The 25,199-nt window shown below is 66.4% G+C and carries 27 protein-coding genes; 4 read left to right on the forward strand and 23 right to left on the reverse strand.

The annotated features are described in order from the left end of the window. The first annotated feature begins 3 nt into the window (after nucleotides 1-3). Nucleotides 4-480 carry a 2-amino-4-hydroxy-6-hydroxymethyldihydropteridine diphosphokinase gene (gene folK / locus ACODTB_RS12910; RefSeq protein ID WP_291121179.1) on the forward strand — a complete coding sequence of 159 codons (477 nt, stop codon included), beginning with the start codon at nucleotides 4-6 and terminating at the stop codon, nucleotides 478-480. On the opposite strand, the gene pdxH is transcribed toward folK, so the two are convergent. Beyond that, nucleotides 477-1,112: a pyridoxamine 5'-phosphate oxidase gene (pdxH, locus tag ACODTB_RS12915; protein WP_291121169.1), complete on the reverse strand. Its 636-nt coding sequence runs from the start codon at nucleotides 1,110-1,112 to the stop codon at nucleotides 477-479. The two genes, folK and pdxH, sit on opposite strands and share 4 nt — an antisense overlap. Before the next feature lie 44 nt (nucleotides 1,113-1,156). Continuing rightward, a complete protein-coding gene (locus tag ACODTB_RS12920) occupies nucleotides 1,157-1,777 on the reverse strand; it encodes a gamma-glutamylcyclotransferase (RefSeq protein ID WP_488929380.1) in 621 nt (206 codons plus the stop codon). A 50-nt stretch (nucleotides 1,778-1,827) separates the two neighbouring features. On the opposite strand from ACODTB_RS12920, the gene ACODTB_RS12925 reads away from it, so the two are divergent. From ACODTB_RS12925 to ACODTB_RS12935, 3 genes are read left to right on the forward strand one after another with little or no spacing between them, the layout of a single operon-like run. Further along, the gene (locus ACODTB_RS12925; RefSeq protein WP_382156154.1) at nucleotides 1,828-2,352 is read left to right on the forward strand and encodes an OmpA family protein; all 525 of its coding nucleotides are present in this window, start codon (nucleotides 1,828-1,830) and stop codon (nucleotides 2,350-2,352) included. A gap of 31 nt (nucleotides 2,353-2,383) precedes the next feature. Continuing rightward, nucleotides 2,384-2,695 (forward strand): hypothetical protein, encoded by a 312-nt coding sequence (locus ACODTB_RS12930; RefSeq protein WP_488929381.1) that lies wholly within the window; start codon nucleotides 2,384-2,386, stop codon nucleotides 2,693-2,695. Further along, the gene (locus ACODTB_RS12935) at nucleotides 2,647-3,873 is read left to right on the forward strand and encodes a tyrosine-type recombinase/integrase (protein ID WP_086920809.1); all 1,227 of its coding nucleotides are present in this window, start codon (nucleotides 2,647-2,649) and stop codon (nucleotides 3,871-3,873) included. The genes ACODTB_RS12930 and ACODTB_RS12935 overlap by 49 nt, the downstream gene beginning before the upstream one ends. Here ACODTB_RS12935 and ACODTB_RS12940 read toward each other — a convergent pair. The 21 genes from ACODTB_RS12940 to ACODTB_RS13040 form a co-directional block, all read right to left on the reverse strand. Further along, the gene (locus tag ACODTB_RS12940) at nucleotides 3,800-4,108 is read right to left on the reverse strand and encodes a helix-turn-helix domain-containing protein (RefSeq protein ID WP_082321908.1); all 309 of its coding nucleotides are present in this window, start codon (nucleotides 4,106-4,108) and stop codon (nucleotides 3,800-3,802) included. The genes ACODTB_RS12935 and ACODTB_RS12940 overlap by 74 nt on opposite strands. A gap of 160 nt (nucleotides 4,109-4,268) precedes the next feature. Continuing rightward, nucleotides 4,269-4,544: a DUF2274 domain-containing protein gene (locus ACODTB_RS12945; RefSeq protein ID WP_086920808.1), complete on the reverse strand. Its 276-nt coding sequence runs from the start codon at nucleotides 4,542-4,544 to the stop codon at nucleotides 4,269-4,271. Continuing rightward, nucleotides 4,541-5,854: a TrbI/VirB10 family protein gene (locus ACODTB_RS12950; RefSeq protein ID WP_238136743.1), complete on the reverse strand. Its 1,314-nt coding sequence runs from the start codon at nucleotides 5,852-5,854 to the stop codon at nucleotides 4,541-4,543. Before ACODTB_RS12950 ends, ACODTB_RS12945 begins: the two co-directional genes overlap by 4 nt. A 2-nt stretch (nucleotides 5,855-5,856) precedes the next feature. Further along, the gene (trbG, locus tag ACODTB_RS12955; RefSeq protein WP_086920806.1) at nucleotides 5,857-6,870 is read right to left on the reverse strand and encodes a P-type conjugative transfer protein TrbG; all 1,014 of its coding nucleotides are present in this window, start codon (nucleotides 6,868-6,870) and stop codon (nucleotides 5,857-5,859) included. Further along, entirely contained in the window at nucleotides 6,867-7,571 is a 705-nt protein-coding gene (trbF, locus tag ACODTB_RS12960) for a conjugal transfer protein TrbF (protein ID WP_086920805.1), read from the reverse strand. The genes trbG and trbF overlap by 4 nt, the downstream gene beginning before the upstream one ends. A gap of 12 nt (nucleotides 7,572-7,583) precedes the next feature. Next, on the reverse strand, nucleotides 7,584-8,954 hold the full coding sequence (gene trbL, locus ACODTB_RS12965; RefSeq protein WP_086920804.1) for a P-type conjugative transfer protein TrbL: 1,371 nt from the start codon (nucleotides 8,952-8,954) through the stop codon (nucleotides 7,584-7,586). Between the two features lie 18 nt (nucleotides 8,955-8,972). Continuing rightward, nucleotides 8,973-9,746: a P-type conjugative transfer protein TrbJ gene (gene trbJ, locus ACODTB_RS12970; RefSeq protein ID WP_086920803.1), complete on the reverse strand. Its 774-nt coding sequence runs from the start codon at nucleotides 9,744-9,746 to the stop codon at nucleotides 8,973-8,975. Further along, nucleotides 9,743-12,190, reverse strand: a complete 2,448-nt coding sequence (gene trbE / locus ACODTB_RS12975) for a conjugal transfer protein TrbE (protein ID WP_086920802.1) — start codon at nucleotides 12,188-12,190, stop codon at nucleotides 9,743-9,745. Before trbE ends, trbJ begins: the two co-directional genes overlap by 4 nt. Nucleotides 12,191-12,200: 10 nt before the next feature. Then, nucleotides 12,201-12,485, reverse strand: coding sequence for a VirB3 family type IV secretion system protein (locus tag ACODTB_RS12980; protein ID WP_086920801.1), 285 nt, complete (start codon nucleotides 12,483-12,485; stop codon nucleotides 12,201-12,203). Further along, a complete protein-coding gene (locus ACODTB_RS12985; protein WP_238136746.1) occupies nucleotides 12,482-12,790 on the reverse strand; it encodes a TrbC/VirB2 family type IV secretion system protein in 309 nt (102 codons plus the stop codon). Before ACODTB_RS12985 ends, ACODTB_RS12980 begins: the two co-directional genes overlap by 4 nt. Nucleotides 12,791-12,882: 92 nt before the next feature. Next, complete coding sequence (gene trbB, locus ACODTB_RS12990; RefSeq protein ID WP_086920800.1) at nucleotides 12,883-13,926, reverse strand: P-type conjugative transfer ATPase TrbB; 1,044 nt, start codon at nucleotides 13,924-13,926, stop codon at nucleotides 12,883-12,885. Then, nucleotides 13,923-14,423, reverse strand: coding sequence for a CopG family transcriptional regulator (locus tag ACODTB_RS12995; protein ID WP_057597552.1), 501 nt, complete (start codon nucleotides 14,421-14,423; stop codon nucleotides 13,923-13,925). Before ACODTB_RS12995 ends, trbB begins: the two co-directional genes overlap by 4 nt. Beyond that, nucleotides 14,420-16,441 carry a conjugal transfer protein TraG gene (locus ACODTB_RS13000; protein WP_488929382.1) on the reverse strand — a complete coding sequence of 674 codons (2,022 nt, stop codon included), beginning with the start codon at nucleotides 16,439-16,441 and terminating at the stop codon, nucleotides 14,420-14,422. Before ACODTB_RS13000 ends, ACODTB_RS12995 begins: the two co-directional genes overlap by 4 nt. Before the next feature lie 244 nt (nucleotides 16,442-16,685). Next, entirely contained in the window at nucleotides 16,686-16,955 is a 270-nt protein-coding gene (locus ACODTB_RS13005) for an EexN family lipoprotein (RefSeq protein ID WP_057598389.1), read from the reverse strand. Continuing rightward, nucleotides 16,952-17,884 carry a LysR family transcriptional regulator gene (locus ACODTB_RS13010; RefSeq protein ID WP_057597550.1) on the reverse strand — a complete coding sequence of 311 codons (933 nt, stop codon included), beginning with the start codon at nucleotides 17,882-17,884 and terminating at the stop codon, nucleotides 16,952-16,954. Before ACODTB_RS13010 ends, ACODTB_RS13005 begins: the two co-directional genes overlap by 4 nt. A 47-nt stretch (nucleotides 17,885-17,931) precedes the next feature. Continuing rightward, nucleotides 17,932-18,861: an electron transfer flavoprotein subunit alpha/FixB family protein gene (locus ACODTB_RS13015; RefSeq protein ID WP_057597549.1), complete on the reverse strand. Its 930-nt coding sequence runs from the start codon at nucleotides 18,859-18,861 to the stop codon at nucleotides 17,932-17,934. Between the two features lie 12 nt (nucleotides 18,862-18,873). Continuing rightward, complete coding sequence (locus ACODTB_RS13020; RefSeq protein ID WP_057597548.1) at nucleotides 18,874-19,623, reverse strand: electron transfer flavoprotein subunit beta/FixA family protein; 750 nt, start codon at nucleotides 19,621-19,623, stop codon at nucleotides 18,874-18,876. 13 nt (nucleotides 19,624-19,636) lie between these two features. Continuing rightward, nucleotides 19,637-20,845 (reverse strand): 3-oxoadipyl-CoA thiolase, encoded by a 1,209-nt coding sequence (gene pcaF / locus ACODTB_RS13025; RefSeq protein WP_488929383.1) that lies wholly within the window; start codon nucleotides 20,843-20,845, stop codon nucleotides 19,637-19,639. Nucleotides 20,846-20,892: 47 nt separating this feature from the next. After that, nucleotides 20,893-22,956, reverse strand: coding sequence for a 3-hydroxyacyl-CoA dehydrogenase NAD-binding domain-containing protein (locus tag ACODTB_RS13030; RefSeq protein ID WP_301159122.1), 2,064 nt, complete (start codon nucleotides 22,954-22,956; stop codon nucleotides 20,893-20,895). A 16-nt stretch (nucleotides 22,957-22,972) separates the two neighbouring features. Further along, complete coding sequence (locus ACODTB_RS13035) at nucleotides 22,973-24,193, reverse strand: CaiB/BaiF CoA transferase family protein (protein ID WP_301159121.1); 1,221 nt, start codon at nucleotides 24,191-24,193, stop codon at nucleotides 22,973-22,975. Between the two features lie 4 nt (nucleotides 24,194-24,197). Then, complete coding sequence (locus ACODTB_RS13040) at nucleotides 24,198-25,163, reverse strand: Bug family tripartite tricarboxylate transporter substrate binding protein (protein WP_488929384.1); 966 nt, start codon at nucleotides 25,161-25,163, stop codon at nucleotides 24,198-24,200. Nucleotides 25,164-25,199 lie beyond the last annotated feature (36 nt).

Genomic DNA, 25,199 nt, shown 5'->3' on the forward strand with positions numbered 1-25,199 from the left:
GTGATGCCCGCGCCCCGCGCCGAGGTCACGGCCCATGTGGCCCTGGGCGCCAACCTCGGGGACGCCCGGGAGGCCTTGCGCGAGGCGATCGCGGCCCTGGAAGCCACGCCCGGCGTGCGGGTGCGGCTGGTTTCCAGCCTGTACCGCACGGCACCGGTGGATTCCAGCGGGCCGGACTACCTCAACGCCGTGGCCGAAGTCGCCACCACGCTCACCGCGCCCGCCTTGCTCGACGCGCTGCTGGCCATCGAGCAGGCGGCAGGCCGCGAGCGGCCCTACCGCAACGCGCCGCGCACGCTGGACCTGGATCTGCTGCTGTACGGTGAGGCTCGCATCGATTCACCACGGCTCACCGTGCCGCATCCCCGCATGGGCGAGCGGGCCTTCGTGCTGGTGCCCTTGGCGGAGATCGCGCCGCCACTGGTGAGCCCGGAAGCCTTGCGCGCCGTGGCCGGGCAGCGCATCGAAAAACGGGACTAGGGCGCGAGCCGCTCGCGCAGCCAGCCGCCGTCGGCCTGGGCGGTGTAGCGCAGCCGGTCGTGCAGGCGGCTCTTGCGGCCCTGCCAGAACTGCCAGGTGTCGGGCTTGAGCCGGTAACCGCCCCAGTGCGGCGGGCGCGGCGGTTTCAGCATGAACTGCGCGCCGTACTTCGCGGCGTTGGTCACGAGCACCGTGCGGCTTTCGATCACCTCGCTCTGCGGGCTGGCCCAGGCGCCGATGCGGCTGTCCAGCGGGCGGCTGTGGAAGTACGCGTCGCTCTCTTCGTCGCTCACCTTTTCCACCACGCCCTCGATGCGCACCACGCGCTCGAGCTCGACCCAGTGGAACTGCAGCGCGGCGAACGGGTTGCCCGCGAGCTCGCGGCCCTTGCGGCTCTGGTAGTTGGTGTACCAGACGATGCCACGGTCGTCGCAGCCCTTGATGAGCACGATGCGCGTGCTCGGGCGCAGGTCCGGGCCCACGGTGGCCAGCGTCATGGCGTTGGGTTCGGGCACCTCGCCACGGATGGCTTCGTTGAGCCACTGATCGAACTGTTGCAGCGGGTCGGCGTGCGAGGCGGACTCGCTGAGTTCGGCCTTTTCGTAGCTCTTGCGCAGGTCGGCGATGTTCATGCGGGCAGTATAGGAGCGAGGCCCTGGCAAGGCCTTGTGCCGGGTCAATCGGCGAGCGCCAGCAGCTTCTGCAGCGCCCGGTCGTGGATGCCGTGGTGCAGCAGCCCCTCGAAGGTCTGGCGCGCGTAGTCCAGCGTGGTGCCATAGCGCCCGCAGGAGCGGGCAAAGATCTCGCGGTAGCGCTCGTCGCTCAACGTGCCCGTGTAGCTGGGGCTCTGGCGCGAGAGCGTGAAGGCCAGCGCGCGCACCGGGCCCTGGGGCGTGTCGCAGTGCAGCCACCTCGGGTCGTAGACCGGGTTGGGCATCTCGCGCGCCCACAGCACCGGCATGAGGGCTTCCACCTGTTCGTGCGGCACGCGCAGCGCCAGGCCGGCGCAGCTGCCGCCGGGCATCAACGCGAACACCAGGCCCGGGCATTCATAGGTGCCCCGGTTGACGCGGCTCCACATCTGCAGACAGCGGTGGTAGCCGCGCACGCGCGCCGGGCGCTGCTCGGCGGCCTCGAACTCGGGGCGCCAGACCAGCGAGGCGTAGGCGAACACCCAGAGGTCCGGCCGCGGCCCTTGCGCGCGCCATTGCGCCAGCGTGTCGGCCATCATCTGCGCGCCGTTTCTCAGGGCAGGGTCGTGGGGGGCGCGTGCCCTCGGGGTGTCACGGTCGGCCATTTACAATCTTTGTCGAATTCTTTCCCATTATTCTTCACGGAGTGTTTCCCATGTCCTCTCAGGATGACGAACCCGAGTACCGCGTTGTGGCGGTGGTGCTGATCAGCGCGATCCTGTTGGCGGTAGGCCTTGCCTTGGGCATGGGCATTTACAAGTCGCGCCAGGCCGCGCCCAGCGCCGGCCCGGCGGCAGTGGTTCCGGTCGCGGCCGTTGTGGCTGTGACCACGGTCACTCCGGTGGGCGATGACGCCAGCGTGGTGGTCGAAAACGGCGTGGTCAAGTTCTACTTCGCGTCCGGCAAGGCCGACCTGGCCGCCGGCGCGCTCGATGCGCTGGGCGAAGCGATCGCCGCGGCCAAGGCCGGCAAGAAGCTGGTGCTGTCGGGCTTTCACGACCTGACCGGCGACCCGGCTTTCAACGCCGAGCTGGCCAAGCAGCGCGCCATCGCCGTGCGCAGTGCCCTGGTGGGTGCGGGCGTGGCCGAAGGCGCGGTGGAGCTGAAGAAGCCCGAGCAGACCGCCGGCACCGGCAACAACGCCGAAGCGCGCCGTGTGGAAGTGCTGATCGTGCGTTGAGCTGGCCCGAGCGCCCACGAAAAAGCCCGGCATGCCGGGCTTTTTTTCGTCCATGCCCGGCAGGCGTTCAACGCAGGCCCTGACCCGCTTCCTTTTCCGCGCGCTGGATCAGCTCGATCTTGTAGCTGATTGTTGTGTTTGTCGTCATTTTTTAATGTCTTATAAATCAATAGCTTATAAGATTTTTGTGCCTGAGAAGTGCCTCAAAAACATCCACAGACGCCACAAAATGGCGGCTGAAACTCGATCAGATCATGCGATGATCCATCTCATTCATGTGATGGAGATTGTGGCATGGCAAAACCCCGACTCAAGCCATCCGGGAAGTGGGAAATTGGGCTGAGGCACCCATCGCTTCCAAACGGACGCAAGTACTTCACCTTCGATACCGAGGCCGAGGCCATTGCCTACGGGCAGCAGTGGAAGCTGATGAAGCACGCGGACATCCCGCCGCCGGCAGAACTGACTGCCCCTACATCCCCCGGCGACGGCGTGCGCTTGTTGCGCATTCTTGGTGAGTGGTCGGACAGCGGCTTCGCGGCGCCTTCGCAAATTCTCACGCTCAAGACGCTGACGCATGAGGTGGGTTCGGTGCGGTTCTCGGACGCCAATTACAAGTGGCTGACCGGCTATCTCCGTTCCCTGAAGGTAGAGAAGAACCTGTCCCCTTCGTCCATCAAGCACCGCATTCAGGCGCTGAGCCGGGCCATTGACGAGTACCTGCGGCACAACGTGAACGTCAAGATCAGCAACCCCGTGAAGCTGCTGCCCAAGGGCTACTCGACTTATACCGACGTCGATGCCCAGATGGTCAAAGCCAAGGGAGGCAAGGTGAAGGTGAACCTGGCGCGCGACAGGCGCCTGCTGCCAGGGGAGCACGAGAAGATCGTGGCGGTGCTGTCGGGCTATGAGCGGCCGGATCGCGCGCGCGGCCTCGAACTCAAGGGCGGCGATGCGTTGCTGACCTTGTACCTGCTGATCCTGAACACGGGACTACGGCTCAGGGAGGCGTACACCCTGACCAGGGGCCAGATTGACATGGAGAACAAGGTGATCCATGCCAAGGAGACCAAGCAGTGGCGTGGGAAGATTTCTTATCGGGATGTCCCGATGCGCCCCGAAGTGCATCAGGCGCTTTCCTCGTACTTTGCATCGCGGCCGCCGTTTGAACCCGACGCGCACATCCTTCCGTTCCTCCACGAAGAAGGGATCGAGGAAGGGAAAATGGGCTTGGTGCGTACCAGTCAACGGCTGTCATTCCGTTTCAGGATCGCTTTCGAGTACATGGACATCGTTGGCCTCCATGAACATGACCTGAGACACGAAGCTACGTGCCGATGGCTGGAGCTGAAAGACAAAGACGGGCGCGATCTGTTCCGACTGGAGGAGCTGAACAAGATCATGGGATGGAAGCCGGGCTCGGTGATGGCCCAGCGCTACGCCAGCTTCAGGGGCGTGGACCTTGCGCAAAGGCTTTGGCCGGCACCGGAAGCGGTGGAGGCGTCTGTCGCCGCGGCTTGATCGGTATGTCCAGGCGCGGCACCGACTTTCGGGCGTTGAGGTCCTGGCGCCGCTCTTCCGCCTCTTTCCGGGCGCGGTCGGCAATGTAGGCCAGCAGGTCGGCCTTCACGTAGATCCAGCCGCGGCCGAATTTCATCCCCGGTAACTCGCCGGTTCGGGTCAGTTCCTCGATACGTTGCTCGGTGCAGTGCAGGAGTTCGGCGCACTGTTCGGCGTTGATCGTTTCGTCGGTCATGTGGCACCGCCTTGCTGATGGTGCTCGCGGCGCTCGGGCGGATCGAACACCATGGAGCTGCCCACCCACGAGCCATTCTTGACTTTGTGGTGTGCCGCGTTCTCGCTACAACCTAACCCAAGATGTGGCCAGATGGGCTCAAACGTTTTCACCAAGCAGTTCATTCCAGTACCCTGCCAGCACCGGCCGATTTGGTCGACGCCAATGGAGTCTTACCTTTGGCATCTCCTCGCCGGAATCCTCGGTCCCTGGCCATGAACGCTGCCAGCATGTGCGGAATCAGCGCCAGCGCATCCGTCGCCTCGCCATAGGTCTGAGCGTGCAGAGCGGCGTAGCGATCCAGTTCGGACTTGAGGTCGGACGGACAAGAGAAGGTCAGCTTGACGCTTTCGGTCTTGGGCAGAGGCCCCAGTCGAAGCTTGTGGTTCGTGCTCATCGCGGCGTCCCCCGGACGAAAAACAGCGGCTGGTAGGGCCTCAGCACCAGGTCGCGGTTGACGATGACGCGCATGGGCAAGCCGGGCCGCGCGGTCAGCGTGGGTTGGATGTTCAGGTTGCGGCGGGTCACCTCCTGACCGATCTGGTTCACGCTGTCTTGCAGGCTGTCCCGTCCGGCGATCACGATGCGGTTGCCGTCCTGCCGGTTCTCGGGCGCGGCCAGCTCGGCACCGATGCCCAGCAGCGAGGTCAGTGCGGCCCCTGCGAAGACGCGATCCCAGTGCCAGTCCACGCCATCTTCGAGCCCGGCCCGGCCGGCAGGGTCGGAACCCACCAGGTTGTCCAGTGTCAGTGACGACGTGTCGGGCAGGATCACCCGGTTCCACACCACCTGCACCCGGCTCTGGCCATAGCTCACCTGGCTGTTGTAGCGCCCGAGGATGCGAGAGCCCTGCGGGATCAGCAGGTGTTTGCCGGTGGCGGTGTCGTAGACCGGCTCGGTGACCGTGGCGATCACGTCGCCGGGCAGGTCGGACTGGATGCCGGTGACCAAGGCACCGGCGATCACCGTGCCCGCCATCACCTGGTACGGCGAGGCGGGCAGTTGCAGCGAGCCGGAATTGCGTGTTTCCGTGGAAGCGGTTTTCTGGAAAGCCTCCTTCTGGTCTTGCCGGTTCTGTGACGCCGTGGCGTCGGCACCGCTGGCCTGCGCCGGCGTGGACGCCGGGCCAGCCGCCATGGGGTCGAAACCCGTCAGGTCGCTGGGCACCGAGCTCGGGGTGCCAGGGGCCGCAGAGGTCGGCGCAGCAGTTGTCGCGCGCTGCGAACCATTGCGAAAGAACACCGATGCGGCGGCAGCTTGCTCGGACTCCTTGCGCCGGGCATCGCGCTCTGACGCGGCAGGGTCGTGTCCCGGCGGCGAATAGCTCGGCACCACCGGCTGTTGCGATTTGACGATGGCTGGGCCCAGGTCGCCGGGCAGGGGTGGCCCCAACTCCGGTACCGGTGCGGGTTGTTGCAGCTTGGAGTAGTCCGCCGGCAGCTGCCCCAGGCCTTCGGACCGCGAGACGCGATCAACGTTGAACAGCTCGGCGGGTTCGCTGGACTCCCGGCGGGTTTTGGGCTGCAGCGACCAGACCGTCGCTCCCAGCACGCCCAAGGCCAGCAGACCCGCCAGCAGCGCAAGGCTGCGGCGATTGAGCCGGGTCACCGGGCGTGGCTGGGCGCGCAGCGCCATCGAATCGGGAGACACCTTGGCCGCTGCAGGGCGGCCGGGCGCGCCCGACGGTGCAGGGTCGTGCATGGGCATGTTCAGTTCCTCCGAGTGGTCGGCGTCCATCCGTCCGTGCGCTCGATGCGGACCACGTCGCCCTTGTCGGCGCCCAGCCGCAGTTCTGCCGCACCAAACAGGCGGTCGACGATGTAGTAGGGCGAGCGGAAGCGGTAGTTCACCAACTGCCCGTCGCCCTGCGCGCCGATCACGAACAGCGGCGGCAACTCGCCTTGCGCGATGCCAGCCGGGAACTGGATGTAGACCTTCTCGCCATCGTCAAAGGCCCGCAGAGGCTTCCAGGGCGGCGTGCTGCCGCTGATAGCGTAGCGAAAGCGCAGGCGCTCCAGCGACAGCCCAGCGTCCACGGGCGCTGCCGTCTTTGCCGCCTGGGCCTGGCGCTGCAAGGCCAGCATGCGGTCTTTGGGGTAATCCCAGGACACCGAGGCCATCCATGCTTTCTCGGTCGAGGTCAGTTCGATCAGATAGGTGCGCCGGTTGGTGGTGATCACCAGGTTGGTCTTCAGGCCGGTGCGCACCGGCTTGACCAGCACGTTCACGCGCAGCGCATCGCCGGCTCCGCTGGACGTGTCGCCGACGATCCAGCGCACCGTATCACCGGCTGCCACCGTGACCAGCTCTTCGCCCGCCTGCAGCGAAATCACCGTCACGCGACCTGGCGCGGCATAGACCTGGTACAGCGCGCCGTCCGTGTAGGGCCATACCTGGATCGCATTGACGTAGCCCTCACGCGTCGGTGCGACCCGGGCCTCTTCGTTGGCCCTTGACACCCGCAGCCGTTCGTCCACGGGCTCGGGCACGGGCGGCTTGTCCTGCGCTGCAGGCAGCAGCTTCATCTGCGAGGGCATGGGCAGCACCTGCGGTACCGCGACCACCTCCACCGGCTGGGGCGGCTCGGGCAGGGGCTGCGCCATCACCGGCTCGTCAAGTGGAATCACTGGTGGTGGCGTGCCTGGCGACGCGCAACCCGTCAGAGTGGCGGCAACGGCGATCGCACTGAAGAGCAAGCGATGGGTCTGGTTCGGAGTGTTCATGGTTTGCTTCCTTCATTCGCATCCAGTTCTCGGGTCCAGGACAGGCCGTTGACGTAGATGCCCAGGGGATTCTTGCGCAGGCGCTGCTCGGTGCGCGGCGTCTGCAGCACGATCGAGACCACGGCTGTCCACCGCTCGGTGCCGGCTGGTGCGCCGTTGACGAAGCGCTGCTCGGTCCAGCGCACGTTGAACGAGGCATCGCTGGCCCGGACCACGCTGGTGATCTGTACCGTCGCAGACTCCTTGCCCACCCGCACGAACGGATCGTTGGTGCGGGCGTATTCGTTGAGCACGGCGGCCCCGCGGTCGGTCGTGTAGTCGTAGGCGTCCAGCCAGTTCTGCCGCACCACGATCGGGTCGATGGACAGCGAACGCACCAGCGTCACGAAGCGGGCCAGGTGGTGCGCGATCTGCGCATCGCCGGGGCGGTAGGGTGAGGCAGCCTCGCCCACGGTGCGCACCTGACCTGCCTGATCCACCTCCACCACGTAGGGCGTCACGATGGACTGTGCCGAGCGCCAGACCAGACCACCGGCCATCAATAAGGCCAGCGACAGACAGCCAAAGGCCATCAGGCGCCAGTTGCGGGCCTGCACGCGGGCCGATCCGATGCGCTCGTCCCAGGCCTGTGCGGCCGATTGGTAGGGGGTGGCAGGCTGCGGCGTGTCGGCATAGCGCACCTGCGGTCGTTTGAATCGCATGCTGGGTTCTCCTCAGGAATCCGAATCACGAAGGCTGGGCCCGCTGCCCGAGCCGCCCCCATCGCCACCGCGCAGGGTGTGCGAGGCCGTCGTGGCGGCGTGCCCCATCTGCTGGCGCCGGCGCATGCGCTGCGCCCAGGCGGGCTCGGTGGCGGGCGCTGAGGTGGATGTGCTCGAAGTGGCCGATTCGGCGCTCGATGCCGCAGCAGGCGCAGCGGCCTCCGCCACGAAACCCGACACCTTGTCTTTCACGGTCTTCGCACCTTCGGCCAGTTTTTGTCCCACCGCGCTGGCGCCTGTGCGGGCCGCGTAGGCCACGCCGGCCCCGGCGGCGCGCAGCGGACCGCCAGAGGAAGCGGCAGCGCCGGCCTCGTAGGCGGATTTCGCGCCGGCCGCGAGGCCACTGGCCGAACGGGCCGCCGAAGCGCCACTGCTGATCGTGGCGCGTGCCGCGCCCGGCGCCATGCGTGCGCCGGCGGCCACAGCCGCACCGGCACCTGCCATGGCAGCGCCTCCGGCCACCGCCAGACCCGTGGCCCCCAGCGCCGTGCCGGCCACCGCGCCCGCACCCAGCTGCGGTGCCCCCGACACCAGGCCAGTCGCGATGCCGGGCCCGAAGATGCCCAGTCCCAGCAATGACAGTGAGGCCAGCATCACCACCAGCGCGTGGTCGATGGAGGGCTCGGCTGGTGCCGTCTGGAACTGGGCGAACAACCCTGTGCCGATGCCCACGATCACCGCGAGCACCAGCACCTTGATGCCCGAAGACACCACGTTGCCCAGCACCTTCTCGGCCAGGAAGGTGGTCTTGTTCCACAAGGCAAAGGGCACCAGCACGAAGCCGGCCAGCGTCGTCAGCTTGAATTCCAGCAGCGTCACGAAGAGCTGCACGGCCAGCACGAAGAAGCTCACGATTACCGTGAGCCAGGCCAGGAACAGCACCACGATGGGTGCGATGTTGATGAACACCTCCGGAAAGCCGGACAGGTCGCTGATCTGCTGCAGGATGGGGGCCGCCGCATCGATGCCGGCCTTGGCCAGGTGGCCCGGCTGCAGGAAGGAGGCCAGGCTCATGCCCGAGCCACTGGCCTGCAGGCCCAGGCCAGCGAACGAGCGGAACACGATGCCCGACAGGCTGTTGAAGTTGCCGATGATGTAGGCGAAGGCACCCACATAAAGCACCTTGCGGATCAGCTTCGCCATCACGTCCTCGCCCTGGCCGGTGGCATGGCCCATGGCCCAGAACAGGCCGACCAAGGTCATGTCGATGGCCACCAGCGTGGCGGTGAGGAAGGCGACCTCGCCGTTCAGCAACCCGAAACCCGAGTCGATGTAGGTGGAGAACGTGTTCAGGAAGCGGTCGATGACGGCGACGTCGTCCATGGCAGGGCCTCCGGTGGTTCAGTGGCCGTAGAAGCTCACGCCCTGTGGCGTGTAGCCCGTGCCGCTGCCGATGAATCGGCGCGTCACCTCGCGGCCGCGCTCGATGGCCGCAGCCTGCCGGGCCAGCTCCAGCGAGGCTGCGCGGTCCTGCGTCAGCATCAGCTGCTGCGACTGGATGGACTGCTTGGCCTGCAGGGCCAGCAACTGGTTGGTGGCCTGCATGGCCTGCAGCGCTCCGGTGGCCGACTGGCTCTGGCTGACCAGGTCGGCCAGCACGCCTTCGTCCAGGCTCAGGTTCTGCGACACCTGGGCCTGCATCTGCATGGCGGTCTGCAGGCCATTGAGCGTGTTCTTCCAACGCTGGCGCGCGTCCTGGAACATCTGGTTGCCACTCACCGTGGCGGCGTACTGCTCGGGATAGAGGCGGGCGAACTCGGCGTCGAGGTTCGATACCTGGTAGGCCAGGCCCTGGGCCTGGGCGATCAATTGCCGCGTCGTGTCCAGCGTCGAGCGCAGGCGGTTGACGACGTTGAATGGCAGGCTCGCCAGGTTGCGCGCCTGGTTGATCAGCATCTGCGCCTCGTTCTGCAACTGGCGGATCTGGTTATTGATCTGCTCCAGTGTGCGCGCAGCGGTCATGGTGTTCTGCACCAGGTTGACCGGGTCCAGCACGATGTCGCCCACGCCGAAGAGTGCGTGTGCGGGCTGCGTGACGCCCAGGGTCAGCGCGGCGGCGGTGGCCAGCGCTGTCAGGCGGGACTTGAGGGCTCGGGCGGGGAACTGAAAGCTCATGGCGTTTCTCCTGAAGGTCGGGCATGCCCGGGTTGGTGGTGGGTGTGTTGGTGAAAGAGATCGGCCGCCCAGTCCAGGCCACGGCGGCGCAGCCAGGCCGGGGCGAAGCCCTCGGGCGGGTGCGAAGCCAGCACCTCGTCGATAAGGCGCTGGTCCTGCGGTGTCGAGGCTCCGGCGAAGGCCAGGGCCACGGCGCGCAGGTCCAGATCGAACAGGCGGTTGCCCAGCCGGGATTGGTAGTAGTAGTCGCGCTTGGGCACGGCGGTGGCCACGATCTCGATCTGGCGGCGGTTCAGGCCGAAGGCCTCGTAGATCGAGCGCACCTGGGGTTCGGTGGCCTGCGGGTTGGGCAGGAAGATGCGGCTCGCGCAGCTCTCCACGATGGCCGGAGCGATGCTCGATCCCTGGACGTCGGCCAGGCTCTGCGTGGCGAACAGCACCGACACGTTCTTCTTGCGCAGCGTCTTGAGCCACTGGCGGATGCGCGCCGCGAACACCGGGTCGTCCAGGAACAGCCAGGACTCGTCCAGCATCAGCAGGGTGGGGGCACCATCGAAGCGTGCCTCCAAGCGTGCGAACAGGTAGCCCAGCACGGCCATCACCGCCGCACGGCTGCCCATCAGCTCTTCCATCTCGAAGCACTGCACGTCGGCAGTGCCCAGGCGGTCGTGATCAGCGTCCAGCAGCTTGCCGTGGGCGCCGCCCAGCACGTAGGGGGCGAGCGCCTGGCGCAGCGCGTTGGACTGCAGCAGCACCGACAGACCGGTGAGCGTGCGCTGCTCGCGCGGCGCGCCGGCCAGGCTGCCCAGCGCCGACCAGATTGCAGCCTTCTCGTCCGGCCCCACGGCCACGCCCTCGTGCACCAGCCGGCCTTCGACCCACTCGGCGGCCCAGCTGCGGTAGCCCTCCTGGTCGATGCCGGCCAGTGGCTGAAAAGCGATGTCGCCGTCGCTGCCCAGGTCGTAGTGCTCGCCACCGAGGCCGAGCACCGTGGCGCGCATGGACCGGCCCATGTCGAACGCGAAGATGCGCGAACCGGGGTAGCGCCGGAACTGCAGGGCCAGCAAGGCCAGCAGCACCGACTTGCCCATGCCGGTTGGTCCCACCACCAGGGTGTGGCCCACGTCACCGACGTGGGTCACCAGCCGAAACGGCGTGGAGCCCTCGGTGCGGGTCACGACCAGGGGCGGACCGTCCAGGTGCCGGTTGCGCTCCGGTCCCGCCCACACCGCCGACACCGGCATCAGGTGCGCCAGGTTCAGTGTCGAGACGATGGGCTGGCGCACGTTGGCGTAGGCGTTGCCTGGGATTGACGACAGCCAGGCCTCCACCGCGTTCAGCGTCTCCGGGATGGTGACGAAGCCGCGCCCCTGGATCACGCGTTCGGCCCTGCGCAACTTCTCGTCGGCAGCGCTCGCGTCGGCATCGAGCACTGTGACCGTGGCGGTCACGTAGCCAAAGGCCACCTGGTCGCCGCCCAGCTCCTGAAGGGCCGCATCGGCATCGGCCGCTTTGTTGCCGGCGTCGGTGTCCACCAGCGGCGACTCCTGCTGGAATATCGTCTCGCGCAGCAGGGCCAGCACGTTCTTGCGCTTGGCGAACCACTGCCGGCGCAGCCGGCCCAGCTCCTTCTCGGCCTCTGCCTTGTCCATGCACAGGAAGCGCGTGGACCAGCGGTAACCGAAGCCGAGCCGGTTCAGATCGTCCAGCACGCCGGGCCAGGTGGACGTGGGGAACCCGCGCACCGTGGCCACCCGCAGATGCGCGTCACCCAGCATGGGCGCCAGACCGCCCAGCAGGGAGGCATCGGCCAGCAGCGCATCGAGGTGGAAGGGCACCTCGGGAACGGCCACCGGGTAGGTGCGTGGCGACACCGTGGTATGCAGGTAGCTCAACGTGTCGGCGTCCTGCAGCCAGGCGATCTCCGGCATCACGCCGTCGAGCAGGTCGAATACGCGGTCGGTCTCGGCGATGAAGGCGGCCAGCCGTTCGCGCCAGTCCACACCGTTGCTGGAGCGGTTTTCGTAGAGCAGGTTGGCGGCCCGTGCGCGCGATTCCTCGGGCGGCAGGTACTGCAGCGTGAAGTGGTAGCGGCTCTCGAAGTGGCTGGCCGATTCTTCGAAGGCTGCGCGCCGCTCTTCGTCCACCAGCCACGACAGCGCGTCCGGAAAGGACGAGCGCGGGTAGTCGGCGGCTAGTCGGCGCTCGGCGTCCACGTACAGCGCCCAGCCCGACCCCAGACGGCGCAGCGCGTTGTTCAGGCGCGCGGTGGTGGCAACCAGCTCGCCCTGCGTGGCACTGTCCAGGTCCGGCCCTCGAAAGCGTGCGGTGCGCTGGAACGAGCCGTCCTTGTTCAGCACCACGCCGGGCGCTACCAGTCCGGCCCAAGGCAGCCAGTCGGCCAGCAGGGCGGGGCGTTGCCGGTACTCGGAGAGGTTGAGCATGGCGTCGTCCTCACACGTCCAGCAGAGGCTTGTGCTTCAGGTGCCGGGCAAACACCGCCATGAACTGCGGATCGGCCCGCGCACCCCAGACAGCAAGCGAATGGCCCACGATCCACAGCACAGCGCCCGGAATCCACAGCTGCAAGCCCAGACCCACTGCGGCGGCCAGCGTCCCGTTGGCGATGGCTACCGTGCGCGGCGCGCCGCCCATCAGGATGGCCTCGGTCAGCGAGCGGTGCAGCGGAATCTCGAAGCCGCTGGCCAGTGAGGTGGCGTGCTCGGCACCGCCGCTCATACCAGCGCCCCGCCCGAGAAGCTGAAGAAGCTCAGGAAGAAGGACGAGGCCGCGAAGGCGATCGACAGACCGAAGACGATCTGGATCAGCTTCCGAAAGCCGCCAGAGGTGTCACCGAAGGCCAGGGCCAGGCCGGTGGCGATGATGATGATCACGGCCACGATGCGGGCCACCGGACCCTGGATCGAGTCCAGGATGGATTGCAAAGGCCCCTCCCAGGGCATGCTGGAACCGGCTGCCTTGGCCGTGCCGGCCAGGCTCAGCATGATGGATGCGGTGAGCAGACCCTGGCGGGCGGGCTGCATCAGCCGGTTCAAGCGGCGCAGCCGGGCTGTTCGCGAGGACACCAGCAGACGGGTGAACGGTTGGGCAAAGGAGCGCAGGGCAAGCGAAGGGGTCATGAAAGATCTCCGGGTGGGGTTGAGGAAGGGGAGTGCTCCGCTGAAGGCGGGGAGGGCGTTGGCAGTTCAGGCAATGGCTCGTTCACCGACACCAGGTGGTAGCCGGTGCTGTCGTGTCCGGTGACGTGGGCAATCGTCTCGATGCGGCGCTTGCGCCCGCGACCGGCGATGTACACCACCACGTTGATCGCCTCGGCGATCAGGGCGCGCGGCGGGTTCACCGCGACCTCCAGGATCAGTTGCTCCACCCGCAGCAACGCTCCGAGTGCGGAGCCGGCATGAATGGTGGCGATGCCGCCAGGGTGGCCGGTGCCCCAGACCTTGACCAGGTCCAGCGCTTCGCCGCCCCGCACCTCGCCCACCACCACGCGGTCGGGCCGCAGCCGCATCGTGGCGCGCACCAGCTCGGTCATCGAGACGGCACCCGCGCGCGTGCGCAGCGGCACGTGGTCGCGCGCGGAGCACTGCAGTTCGATCGTGTCTTCGAGCACCAGCACCCGGTCGCCGGTGGCGGCGATCTCGGCCAGCAGCGCATTGGCCAGTGTGGTCTTGCCGGTGCTGGTGCCTCCCGCGATCAGGATGTTCTGCCGCTCGTGCACGGCCCGACGCAGGAAATCGGCCTGCTCTGGGCTCATCATCCCGTCGGCCACGTAGCGGTCCAGCGGGATCACGCCCACGGCGCGCTTGCGCAGCGCGAAGGCCGGCCCCGGTGCCGCCGGCGGCAGCACACCCTCGAAGCGTTCACCCGTCTCGGGCAACTCGGCGGTGAGCAGCGGCTGGCCCCGGTGCACCTCGGCACCCACGTGGGCCGCCACCAGGCGAATGATGCGTTCACCATCGGCCGCCGACAGCGTCATGCCCGTCGGTGCTCGCCCGGTCGAGAGCCGGTCGATCCAGAGCGTGCCATCGGGGTTGAGCAGCACCTCCACCACATCCCGGTCTTCCAGCGCGGCCGCGATCACCGGCCCCATCGCCGTGCGCAGCATGCGGACACGGCGGTCGAGCGTGGTCTTTTCGGGGCTGGGTGGGAGGGCCGTCATGGGGTTGGGCCCTCGTTCGGTTGGGTCGAGTCCACGCTGTCAGTTGGCGCGGCTGCGGCCTCATCCAGTTGCCGGTTCAGGCCTTGCTCCTGTGGATGCAGTTCCTCAATCACGTCGCGCACCAGGCTGCGACCGCGCAGCAGGTGGCGGCTCAGTTGTTCGACGAACTGTTCGAAGCGCGCCTTGCCTTGTGCGCGGGCCGCATCCTGATGGCTTTCAGGCACCGGTGTGCTGACGGTCAGGTAGTAGCGGATGAACAGCGCCAGCGTCTCAATCTCGATGTTCTGGTCGCGCTCCAGCCGCTCGAACTGGCGCGAGAGACGGTCCAGCCGCTTGGCGATGGCGGCCTCCCGTTGGTCGCCCGAGTCCGGCGACAGCCACGAGGACAGCGCTGCTGCAACGATGGACGACTTGGAAACGCCCTTCTTGGCGGCCACCTCTTCGAGGCGGCGCGCGTGCTCGGGCGGGATGAACAGGTTCAGGCGGTACTGGCTCATAGTGCGATGCCGTCGTCGGGGTCGAGTGCGGCCAGGCGCGCCGCGCGCTGCGGGGCCGGGTCGATCTGGCGGGGGAGGGGCAGGGGGGCGTCGTCGTCATCGAGCAGTGCCAGGTCATTGGTCAGTGCGTCGAGCGTGGGGCTGTGCGTCGCAATCTCCGTCAGTTCTGGCTGCAGGCGGGGACCGCCTTCGTCGGCATCTATGCCAGGCATGAAGGCTGTGTTGGATGCAGTAGGTGCCAACGGCGCGGCCAGTTCGCCCCAGTCGTCAGCCCGCACCGGTGGCGCATCGGGGTAGGGGCCCGCAATTAGGACGGGCGGCGGCAACACGCGGCGCTTGAAGTTCGCGTCGGCGTAGTAGCGCAGCTTGCGGGCCTTGACCGGTGGCGTGCTGGAGACCATCACCACCGCTTCGTCGGGTGGCAGCTGCATCACCTCGCCAGGCGTCAGCAGCGGGCGCGCCGTCTCCTGGCGCGAGACCATCAGGTGACCCAGCCAGGGCGCCAGCCGATGGCCGGCGTAGTTGCGCTGGGCGCGCAGCTCGGTGGCCGTGCCCAGTGTCTCGGAAATGCGCTTGGCCGTGCGTTCGTCGTTGGTGGCAAAGGTCACCCGCACGTGGCAGTTGTCCAGGATCGAGTGGTTCTGGCCGTAGGCCTTGTCGATCTGGTTCAGGCTCTGCGCGATCAGGAAGCTGCGGATGCCGTAGCCCGCCATGAAGGCCAGCGCGGTCTCGAAGAAGTCAAGACGACCCAGCGCCGGGAACTCGTCGAGCATCAGCAGCAGCTTGTGCCGTCGCGCGATGCCGTCGGAGCCATCCAGCGACTCGGTCAGCCGCCGTCCCACCTGATTCAGGATCAACCGGATCAACGGCTTGGTACGGCTGATGTCGGAGGGCGGCACCACCAGGTACAGCGACACCGGGTGCGCGGTCGAGATCAGGTCGGCAATGCGCCAGTCGCAGCGGGAGGTCACCTTGGCCACCGTCGGGTCGCGGTATAGACCCAGGAAGCTCATCGCGGTGGAGAGCACACCCGAGCGCTCGTTCTCACTCTTGTTGAGCACCTCGCGCGCGGCGGATGCGACGACGGGGTGCGGGCCACCGCCTTGCGCGTTCGCCAGGTGAGGCGTCGTCATCATCCGGTGCAGCGTCACCTCGAAAGGGCAGGCCGGATCGGACAGGAAGTTGGCCACGCCGCGCAGCGTCTTGTCTTCGCCCGCGTAGAGCACGTGCAGGATGGCCCCCACCAGCAGCGCGTGCGAAGTCTTCTCCCAATGATTGCGGCGCTCCAGTGCGCCCTCCGGGTCCACCAGGATGTCAGCGATGTTCTGCACGTCGCGCACTTCGTGTTCACCACGTCGAACCTCCAGCAGGGGGTTGTATGCGGCCGATCGCGCATCGGTGGGGTTGAACAGCAGGCAGTGCGAGAAGCGCGAGCGCCAGCCGGCCGTCAACTGCCAGTTCTCGCCCTTGATGTCGTGGATGACGGCCGAGCCGGGCCACGACAACAGCGTGGGCACCACCAGGCCGACGCCCTTGCCCGAACGTGTGGGCGCAAACGCCAGCACGTGTTCCGGCCCGTCATGGCGCAGGTAGTGCTCACCATGCTGGCCGAGGAACACTCCGCCGGGGCGGTTCAGGCCCGCCTGGCGCACGTCATCTGCCGTGGCCCAGCGGGCGGTTCCGTAGGTGGTGACCAGTCGCGACTGCCGCGAGCGCCAGACCGACATACCCACCGCCACGCCCACCGAGGCCAGGCCGCTGCCGCCTGCTATCGCGCCGCCCACGTCGAAGACATCGGGTGCGTAGGCGTCGAAGAAGAACCACCATTCGAAAAGGCGCCAGGGATGGTAGACCGGCGAGCCGAAGGCCTCGAACCACGGAGTGCCCAGACGCGCCTGATGGCCGAGTGCCGTAGCGGTCCACTGGGTTGCACCCCACACGCCGACCACGACGACGCCCAGAACCGCCGCGATCTGACCGTAGAGAACCCCCTGGTGGCTTTTGCCCTGAGCCTGCACCTTGACCTCCGATTCTGTGGCCCGCCATGCGGAGCCATGCGCGCGGCACGAAGGTGTGCCGCACGCATGAGCATCAAGGCTGGCTATCGGTGGGTCAAAGTCCGAAATCGACAGGCTCGCAACTCGGCCTGCAAGAATGCAAGTGGCAGCGTGCTGCCGCGTGTCATGGCTCCCTGAAACGATGCGCTTAGCACCGCTTCCATGCGCGAGATGAGTGCCACCGAGTGTGGCCACGAACGCAAGTTCAGAACTTGGGCGATTCCTTGGGTGGGTTGTACGGCACCTTGCCGTCCCCGAAAAATCGTCGCTTCGAGGCCTCGGCCACGCGGTCACAAAGTTCGTCGCCCAGTTTCGTGCGCTCGGTCTTGCACTGCTCTCTCAGCAGCTTCAACCGTTCTGGATCGGCCATAAACGATTCCAGCGAATCAGTGGGCTGCTGCTTGCCGCAGGCCGACAGAAGGAGGGTGGCCGAGGTAACTGCCAAGGCTGCTTTCCATTTGTGAAGCTTTTTCATGTCGTACTCCCTGGTGAAGTGTCCTGAGCATCATTGGCCGGCCGATCCGGCGCGTTTATGAGTGCTCTTTCTACGAAACGTCGCAAGGTCTCAGACGGGTCACCGATACGGTGGATCAGGTAGGTGGTCAGCAACGGTGTGCGGCCTGCCAATGGCCTGGTGACGATTTCTGGGTGGCTGCTGGTTGATACGTGTGCCTCTGTCGAAAAGCCCAACCCGTATCCCGCTGCCACTAGCGTCACCATGAGGTCGTGACTGGCGACTCGCTCAGCCACGATGGGCTCCATGTCAGTCGCGCGAAGTACCCGGTCCAGCTGGCGACAGCAGCCCTCGCAGACCTCAGGGTCGCACAGCACCAGTGGGTAGCGCAGGACCTCGTTCAGCGGCGGTTTCTCGTAGGCCAACAAGGGGTGACGCAAAGGCATCACCACCACTATCGTGTCGCTCCATGCCGGCACAGCAGACAGAGCCTCGCCGACATCCGTCCATTGGGAAAACCCCAAGTCATACAAGTCGGATTCGAGGCCCTTGATCTGCTGCGCCAGCGGAACCTCGTATAGGCGGATTTCCGTATCTGGCTCCTCTTCACGGCAACCCGATAGCAATGCAGTGAGACGGGCCTGCGAGATGTCTTCGGACAGCGCGATGCGCAACTGCCTCTGGTAACCGGCCGACACGGCCCGTACGCTGTCACGAGCCTGGGTCAGCGCAGCGAACACGCGTGGCACGTGATCCATGAAGACCTGACCAGAACGGGTCAGGCGCGTGCTGCGGGTGTTGCGGTCGAAGAGGCGGACCCCCAGCTCTTCTTCCAGTTCCTTGATCGCCCGCGAAAGTGGCGACTGTTCAATGTGAAGCTTCTCAGCGGCTCTGGCGAAGTGCAGTTCCTGAGCGACCGCCAAGAAGCACCGAAGGTGCCTCAGTTCCATTGTTTTCCCTGAATGTTTTCATTTTCTGCTTCAAGCTACTTCTGTTCTTAAATCGCTACCACCAGCTCGGGCACAGCGGTGAACAGGTCGGCCTCCAGGCCGTAGTCGGCCACGCTGAAGATCGGCGCCTCGGGGTCCTTGTTGATCGCCACGATCACCTTCGAATCCTTCATGCCCGCCAGGTGCTGGATCGCACCCGAGATGCCCGCGGCGATGTACAGCTGCGGCGCCACGATCTTGCCCGTCTGACCCACCTGCAGGTCGTTCGGGGCGTAGCCCGCGTCCACCGCCGCGCGGCTGGCACCGATGGCCGCGCCCAGCTTGTCGGCCAGCGGGGTCATCACTTCGTTGAACTTCTCGCTGCTGCCCAGCGCACGGCCACCGCTGACGATGATCTTGGCCGCCGTCAGTTCCGGGCGGTCGCTCTTGGCGATTTCGCTGCCCAGGTAGCTGCTCTTGCCGTTGCCCGCTGCGGCCGCAACCGGTTCCACGGCGGCCGATCCACCCTGGCCTGCCGGGTCGAAGCCGGTGGTGCGCACGGTGATGACTTTGGTGGCGTCGCCGCTCTGCACGGTGGCGATGGCGTTGCCGGCGTAGATGGGGCGCTCGAAGGTATCTTGGCTGATGACCTTGGTGATGTCGCTGATCTGCGCGACGTCGAGCTTGGCGGCCACGCGCGGAGCCACGTTCTTGCCGCCGGCCGTGGCAGGGAACAGGATGTGGCTGTAGGCATTGGCGATGGCCAGCACCTGGGCGGCGACGTTTTCGGCCAGGCCGTGGGCGAAGCCTTCGCCATCGGCGTGGATGACTTTGGCGACACCGGCGATCTGGGCGGCGGCGGCTGCAGCGGCAGCGGCGTTGTGGCCGGCCACCAGCACGTGCACGTCACCGCCGCAGGCAGCGGCGGCGGACACGGTGTTGAGGGTCGCGCCCTTGATGGCGGCGTTGTCGTGTTCGGCAATGACGAGTGCGGTCATGTTGTTTCTTCCTCAGATCACTTTGGCTTCGTTCTTGAGCTTGTCCACCAGGGCGGTCACATCGGGCACCTTCACGCCGGCGCCGCGCTTGGCCGGTTCGGCGACCTTCAGAGTCTTCAGGCGCGGCGCCACATCGACACCGAGGTCGGCCGGCTTGACAGTCTCCAGCGGCTTCTTCTTGGCCTTCATGATGTTGGGCAGCGTCACATAACGCGGCTCGTTCAGGCGCAGGTCGGTGGTGACCACGGCCGGCAGCGAGACTTCCAGCGTCTCCAGGCCACCATCGATTTCGCGGGTGACCTTGGCCTTGTCACCAGCGACTTCCACTTTGGATGCGAAGGTGGCCTGCGGCAGGTCGGCCAGGGCCGCCAGCATCTGGCCGGTCTGGTTGGCGTCGTCGTCGATCGCCTGCTTGCCCAGGATGATCAGACCCGGTTGTTCCTTGTCCACCAGGGCCTTGAGCAGCTTGGCCACGGCCAGGGGCTGCAGCTCGACATCGGTCTCGACCAGGATGGCGCGGTCGGCACCGATGGCCATGGCCGTGCGCAGGGTTTCCTGGCACTGGGCCACGCCGCAGGAAACGGCGATGACCTCGGTGGCCGCACCTTTCTCCTTCAGGCGCACGGCTTCTTCCACTGCGATCTCGTCAAACGGGTTCATGCTCATCTTGACGTTGGCGATGTCCACGCCGGTGCCGTCGCTCTTGACGCGCACCTTGACGTTGTAGTCCACCACGCGTTTGACGGGGACGATGATTTTCATGGTGTGGATCCCTTCAGACGCGTTCGACGATCAAGGCAATGCCCTGCCCCACGCCGATGCACATGGTGCACAGCGCGTAGCGACCGCCGGTGGCGTGCAGGCGGTTGACCGCCGTGGTGGCCAGGCGCGCGCCGCTGGCGCCCAGCGGGTGACCCAGCGCGATGGCGCCGCCCCAGGCGTTCACGCGCTCATCGTCGTCTTTCAACCCCAAGGTGCGCAGCACCGCCAGGCCTTGCGCGGCGAAGGCTTCGTTGAGTTCGATCACGTCCAGCTGTTCGAGCGTCAGACCGGTGAGCGCCAGCACCTTCTGCGTCGCGGGCGCCGGGCCGATGCCCATGATGCGCGGTGCCACCCCCGCCGTGGCCATGCCCACGATGCGGGCCCTGGGGGTCAATCCGTTCTTCGCGGCGGTGGCTTCGTCGGCCAGCAGCAGCGCGCAGGCGCCGTCGTTCACGCCGCTGGCGTTGCCCGCCGTCACGGTGCCGTCGGGCCGCACCACACCTTTCAGTTTGGCCAGCGTTTCCAGGCTGGTTTCGCGCGGGTGTTCGTCGGTGTCCACGATCAGGGCGTCGCCCTTCTTCTGCGGGATGCTCACAGCACAGATCTCGCGCGCCAGGTGCCCGGCCTTGATCGCGGCCACGGCCTTCATCTGGCTGGCTAGGGCCATGCGGTCCTGGGCTTCGCGCTCGATCTTGAAATCGGTCGCCACGTTCTCGGCCGTCTCGGGCATGGAGTCCACACCGTACTGGGCTTTCATGAGCTTGTTGACGAAGCGCCAGCCGATGGTGGTGTCGTAGACGGCGTTGTTGCGACTGAAGGCGCTCTCGGCTTTGGGCATCACGAAGGGCGCGCGGCTCATGCTTTCCACCCCGCCCGCGATCATCAGGCCGGCTTCACCGGCCTTGATGGCGCGTGCAGCTGTGCCGATGGCGTCCAGCCCCGAACCACACAGGCGGTTGACGGTACCGCCGGGTACTTCCAGCGGCAGACCTGCGAGCAGGCTGCTCATACGGGCGACGTTGCGGTTGTCTTCGCCGGCCTGGTTGGCACAGCCGTAGATCACATCCACAACAGACGCCCAGTCCACGTTCGGGTTGCGGACCATCAGTGCTCGCAAGGGGATGGCGCCCAGGTCGTCGGCTCGCACAGAAGACAGTGCACCACCGTAGCGACCGAAAGGGGTGCGGATGGCGTCGCAGATGAAGGCTTGGGAAGTGGTCATGACAGAAATCAAGTGAAGAGAAAAGACAAGAAAAAAAAGTGCGCGGTTCAGCCGAGCAGACGGTCCAGCATGGCCGGCGTGGCGCGCGCCGCGCCAAAACCGTTCGCTGCGATGAGCCGATCCAGTTCCTGATCCAGACGGGCGCGGGGCTCGGTCCGGGCCCAGTGCACGGGGCCGCCCACCCAGGATGGGAAGCCGTAGCCGTTGACCAGCACCACATCGATGTCGCCCGCGCGGTGCGCCACCCCTTCGCTGAACAGCAGCGCGGCTTCGTTCACCATGGCCAGCAGGGCTCGGCGCTGGATGGTCTCGGCCGACAGTGGCGAGCGCTCAATGCCGCGCGCTGCAGAGGCCTGCGCGATGACGCCACGCACCACCTCGTCGGTGGCGGGGCTGGCCTTGCCGTCGGTGTAGGTGTAGTAGCCCGCCTGGGTCTTGCGCCCCATGCGGCCCATCTCGCACAAACGGTCGAGGATGTGCACATAGCGTTCCCGCGGGTCGCGGGTGGCGGCGCCGGCCTGCCGCATGCGCCAGGCGATGTCCAGGCCCGAGAGATCGGCCACGGCGAACGGTCCCATGGCGAAACCGAAGTCGGTCAGGGCCCGGTCGACGTCCTCGGGCCAGGCCCCGTCTTCCAGCATGAACTCGCACTGCTTGCGGTAGGCGTTGTAGATGCGGTTGCCGATGAAACCGAAGGCGTTGCCACAGAGAATGGGAATCTTCTTCAGCTGTTTGCCCAGGGCCATGGCCGTGGCCATCGCATCCGCGGCACTGTCCTTGCCTTGAACCACTTCCAGCAGCTTCATGACATTGGCCGGACTGAAGAAGTGCAGACCCAGAACATCCTGCGGTCGGGACGTCACCGACGCGATCGCATCGGTGTCCAGGTAAGAGGTGTTGGTGGCCAGGACAGCGCCCACCCGGGCGTGCTGGTCGATCAGGCGAAACACCGATTGTTTGACCGCCAGGTCCTCGAACACGGCCTCGATCACCACGTCTGCTGCCTGCAACGAAGGCCAGTCCAGCGTCGCCGTCAGCAGGCCCAGCAGGCGTTCGGCCGTGGCCGCATCGACCTTGCCAGCCTTCACCCGTGACGCAAAGTGCTCGGCGATGCGGGACGAACCTCGCTCCAACGCATCCGCCGACTGCTCCAGCAAGCTGACCTGCAGCCCGGCTTCCAGGGCGGCAATGGCGATACCCGTTCCCATGGTGCCGGCGCCGATCACGGCGACATGGTCGAAAGCACGCGGTGTTGCTGAAAGGTTGGTCGGCAGCTTGGCCGACTCCCGCTGCACCCGGAACTGGTAGCGCAAGGCGGCCGCTTCGCTGCTTTGCATCAGCGACAGGAACAGCTCGCGCTCACGCAGCATGCCCTCGTCAAACGGCAGCGCGCTGGCCCTGACAGCGTCCATCAGGGCCAGGTAGGCCGGCTGTGCGCGCTGGCGTTTGTTGAACCGCGCAGACGCTTTTTCAGCCGCCTGATCGACGGTGGCGGCATCGACGGTCTGGTCGCGTGCGCGCGGCAACGGCAGGGCTTGCTCTGCGAGTTCTAGGGCCAGGGTCGAGGCTGCGGCCCACAGGTCTTGCCGCACCACCAGGTCCAGCAGTCCCGAATCCGACAGCTGTTCTGCGGTCTGGGCCTGCCCCGAGCTCATCATCGCGAGCGCACGATCAGCGCCCATCAACCGAGGCAGTTTCTGGGTGGCGCCCGAGCCGGGGATCAGGCCCAGCTGAATTTCAGGCGTGCCCAGGCGGGCGGAGGCCAATGCCACCCGCGCATGGCATCCCAGCGCCAGCTCCAGGCCACCGCCCAGGGCCACGCCGGAGAGGGCCGCAACCACCGGCTTCTGGCAGGCTTCGATGGCCGCGATGACGTCGCGCAACATGGGCGCTTCAAACTGCAGGGCCGTGCCGAACTCGGCCACGTCGGCGCCGGCCGAAAAGGCCTTGTCCGTGCCGATGAGCACGATCGCCGCCACTTGCGGATCGGCTTCGGCTGCGCGGATCGATTCAACGATGTGCTTGCGCAGCGTGATGCCCAGGCTGTTGACGGGAGGGGCGTTGAGTTCAACACGTGCTACACGTTGAGCTGTCAGTGGTGGTTGGGTCATGGGGTAGGTCAGGGATTCAGATGATCTGGCGATTCTTCAGCGTGTCCAGTTCGTCGTCGGACAAGGCGGCCAGCGACTGGAGGACTTCGTGCGTGTGTTGGCCCAGCAGGGGTGGCGCTCTGCGGTAGCTCACCGGCGTGGCCGAGAGCTTCAGGGCGCTGCCGGGAACACTGACCTGGTCGGCCGTGGGATGGGGCAGCTCTTGGCGCATGCCCCGTGCGAGCACTTGTGGGTCCTTGAACACATCGGCCATGTCGTTGATGGGACCGCAAGGCACACCCACAGCCTCCAGCAGCCGGATCCATTCGTCGCGCTCGCGCTGGAGCATCAGCGCCTCCAGCAAGGGCACCAGTTGATCCCGGTGCCGCACGCGAGCGGGATTGCTGGCAAAGCGCGGATCGTCGGCCAGTTCGGGCTGACCTGCGACCTGTGTCAATTTGCGGAACTGCCCGTCGTTGCCACAAGCCACGATGACCCAGCCATCCGCCACCTTGAACACCTGGTAAGGCACGATGTTGGGGTGCGCATTGCCCCAGCGCACCGGCGGCGATCCCGTGGCCAGGTAGTTCGTCGCCATATTCGCCATCATGGCCACCTGCGTGTCCAGCAAGCAGATGTCCAGGTGCTGGCCTTCTCCGGTGCGCTCCTTGTGGTTCAGCGCGGCCAGGATCGCAATGGTGGCGTGCGCGCCAGTGAACAGGTCGGCGATCGCGACCCCGGCCTTCTGGGGCGAAGCGCCGGGCAGGCCGTCACGCTCACCGGTGACGCTCATGAATCCACCCATGCCCTGCACAATGAAGTCGTAGCCCGCACGTGGCGCGTACGGACCGGTCTGCCCGAAGCCCGTGATCGAACAATAGATGAGGCCCGGGTGTTCGCTGCGCAGGCTCTCGTGGTCAAGCCCGTAGCGCTGCATGTCACCCACCTTGAAGTTCTCGACCAGCACATCGCATTCGGCCAACAGGCGCCGGATCAGGCCTTGGCCTTCCGCTGTGGAGATGTCGAGCGTGACCGATCGCTTGTTGCGGTTGACCGCTAGGTAGTAAGCGGCTTCGGTCGTGTCTTGCCCCGAAGCATCGCGCGCATACGGCGGGCCCCATTGCCGCGTGTCGTCGCCCTGGCCGGGGCGTTCGATCTTGATCACATCCGCGCCCAGATCGGCCAGCGTCTGCGTGCACCAGGGGCCGGCCAGTATCCGCGTCAGGTCCAGGACCCGCACATGACTGAGAGCGCCCATGTGTTCAGTCCAGTTGAACGTTGGCTGTCTGAACGACCTTCGACCATTTGGCGGCCTCGGTCTGGATGAAGGCGGCAAACTGCGCCGCACTGTCTGGTGCGGCTTCCGCACCCTGCTCCTTGAGCGTTTGCTTGACATCGGGCTGCGCCAGGATCTGCCTGATTTCTTCATTGAGGCGGCTGACCAGGCTGGCCGGCGTCGACGCCGGAGCCCACATCCCAAACCACGAGCTGGCGTCGTATCCCGCAACGCCGGACTCTGCAATCGTGGGCACATCCGGCAGCGCTGCGGAACGCTTGGCCGTTGTCACCGCAACCGCACGCAGTGCACCAGACTTGATGTGAGGCATGGCCGATGGCAGGTTGTCGAACATGCAAGTGGTTTGGTTACCCAGCAAATCCGTGATCGCCGGTGCACTGCCGCGATAAGGCACGTGCGCCATGGAAACCTGGGCCATCTGCTCGAACATGGCTCCGCACAAATGAATCGAGGTTCCGTTGCCGGCTGACGCGTAGGTCAGCTTGCCGGGTGCGGCCTTGGCGGCCGCTATCAGGTCCTTGACCGTCTTGATCGGCTGGGACGGGTTCACGACCAACACGTTCGGGACCATGGCGACCAGACCGATCGGTGCGAAATCCTTGAAAGGATCGTAGGCCAGCTTCTTGTAGAGGTACTGGTTGATGGAATGCGTTCCGATCGTTCCCATCAGCAGCGTGTGACCATCACCGACTGCCTTGGCCACCATCGCGGAACCGATGGCGCCGCCCGCACCGGGCTTGTTGTCCACCACCACGGTCCCACCCAAACGGGTGGCCAGATGACGTCCCACCAGACGACCAAGAATGTCGGTGGTACCGCCTGCGGGGAAAGGCACCAGGATCGTGATCGGTTTGCTCGGATAGCCGGACTGTGCCCACGCAGGCAGCACGATGGTCAGTGCGCTCATGGACAAGAGTTGGCGACGGTTCATGAATGGGGATGGGTTTTTTGACATGGCGCTGTTCCG

This window comes from Hydrogenophaga sp. FG152, assembly GCF_057809615.1.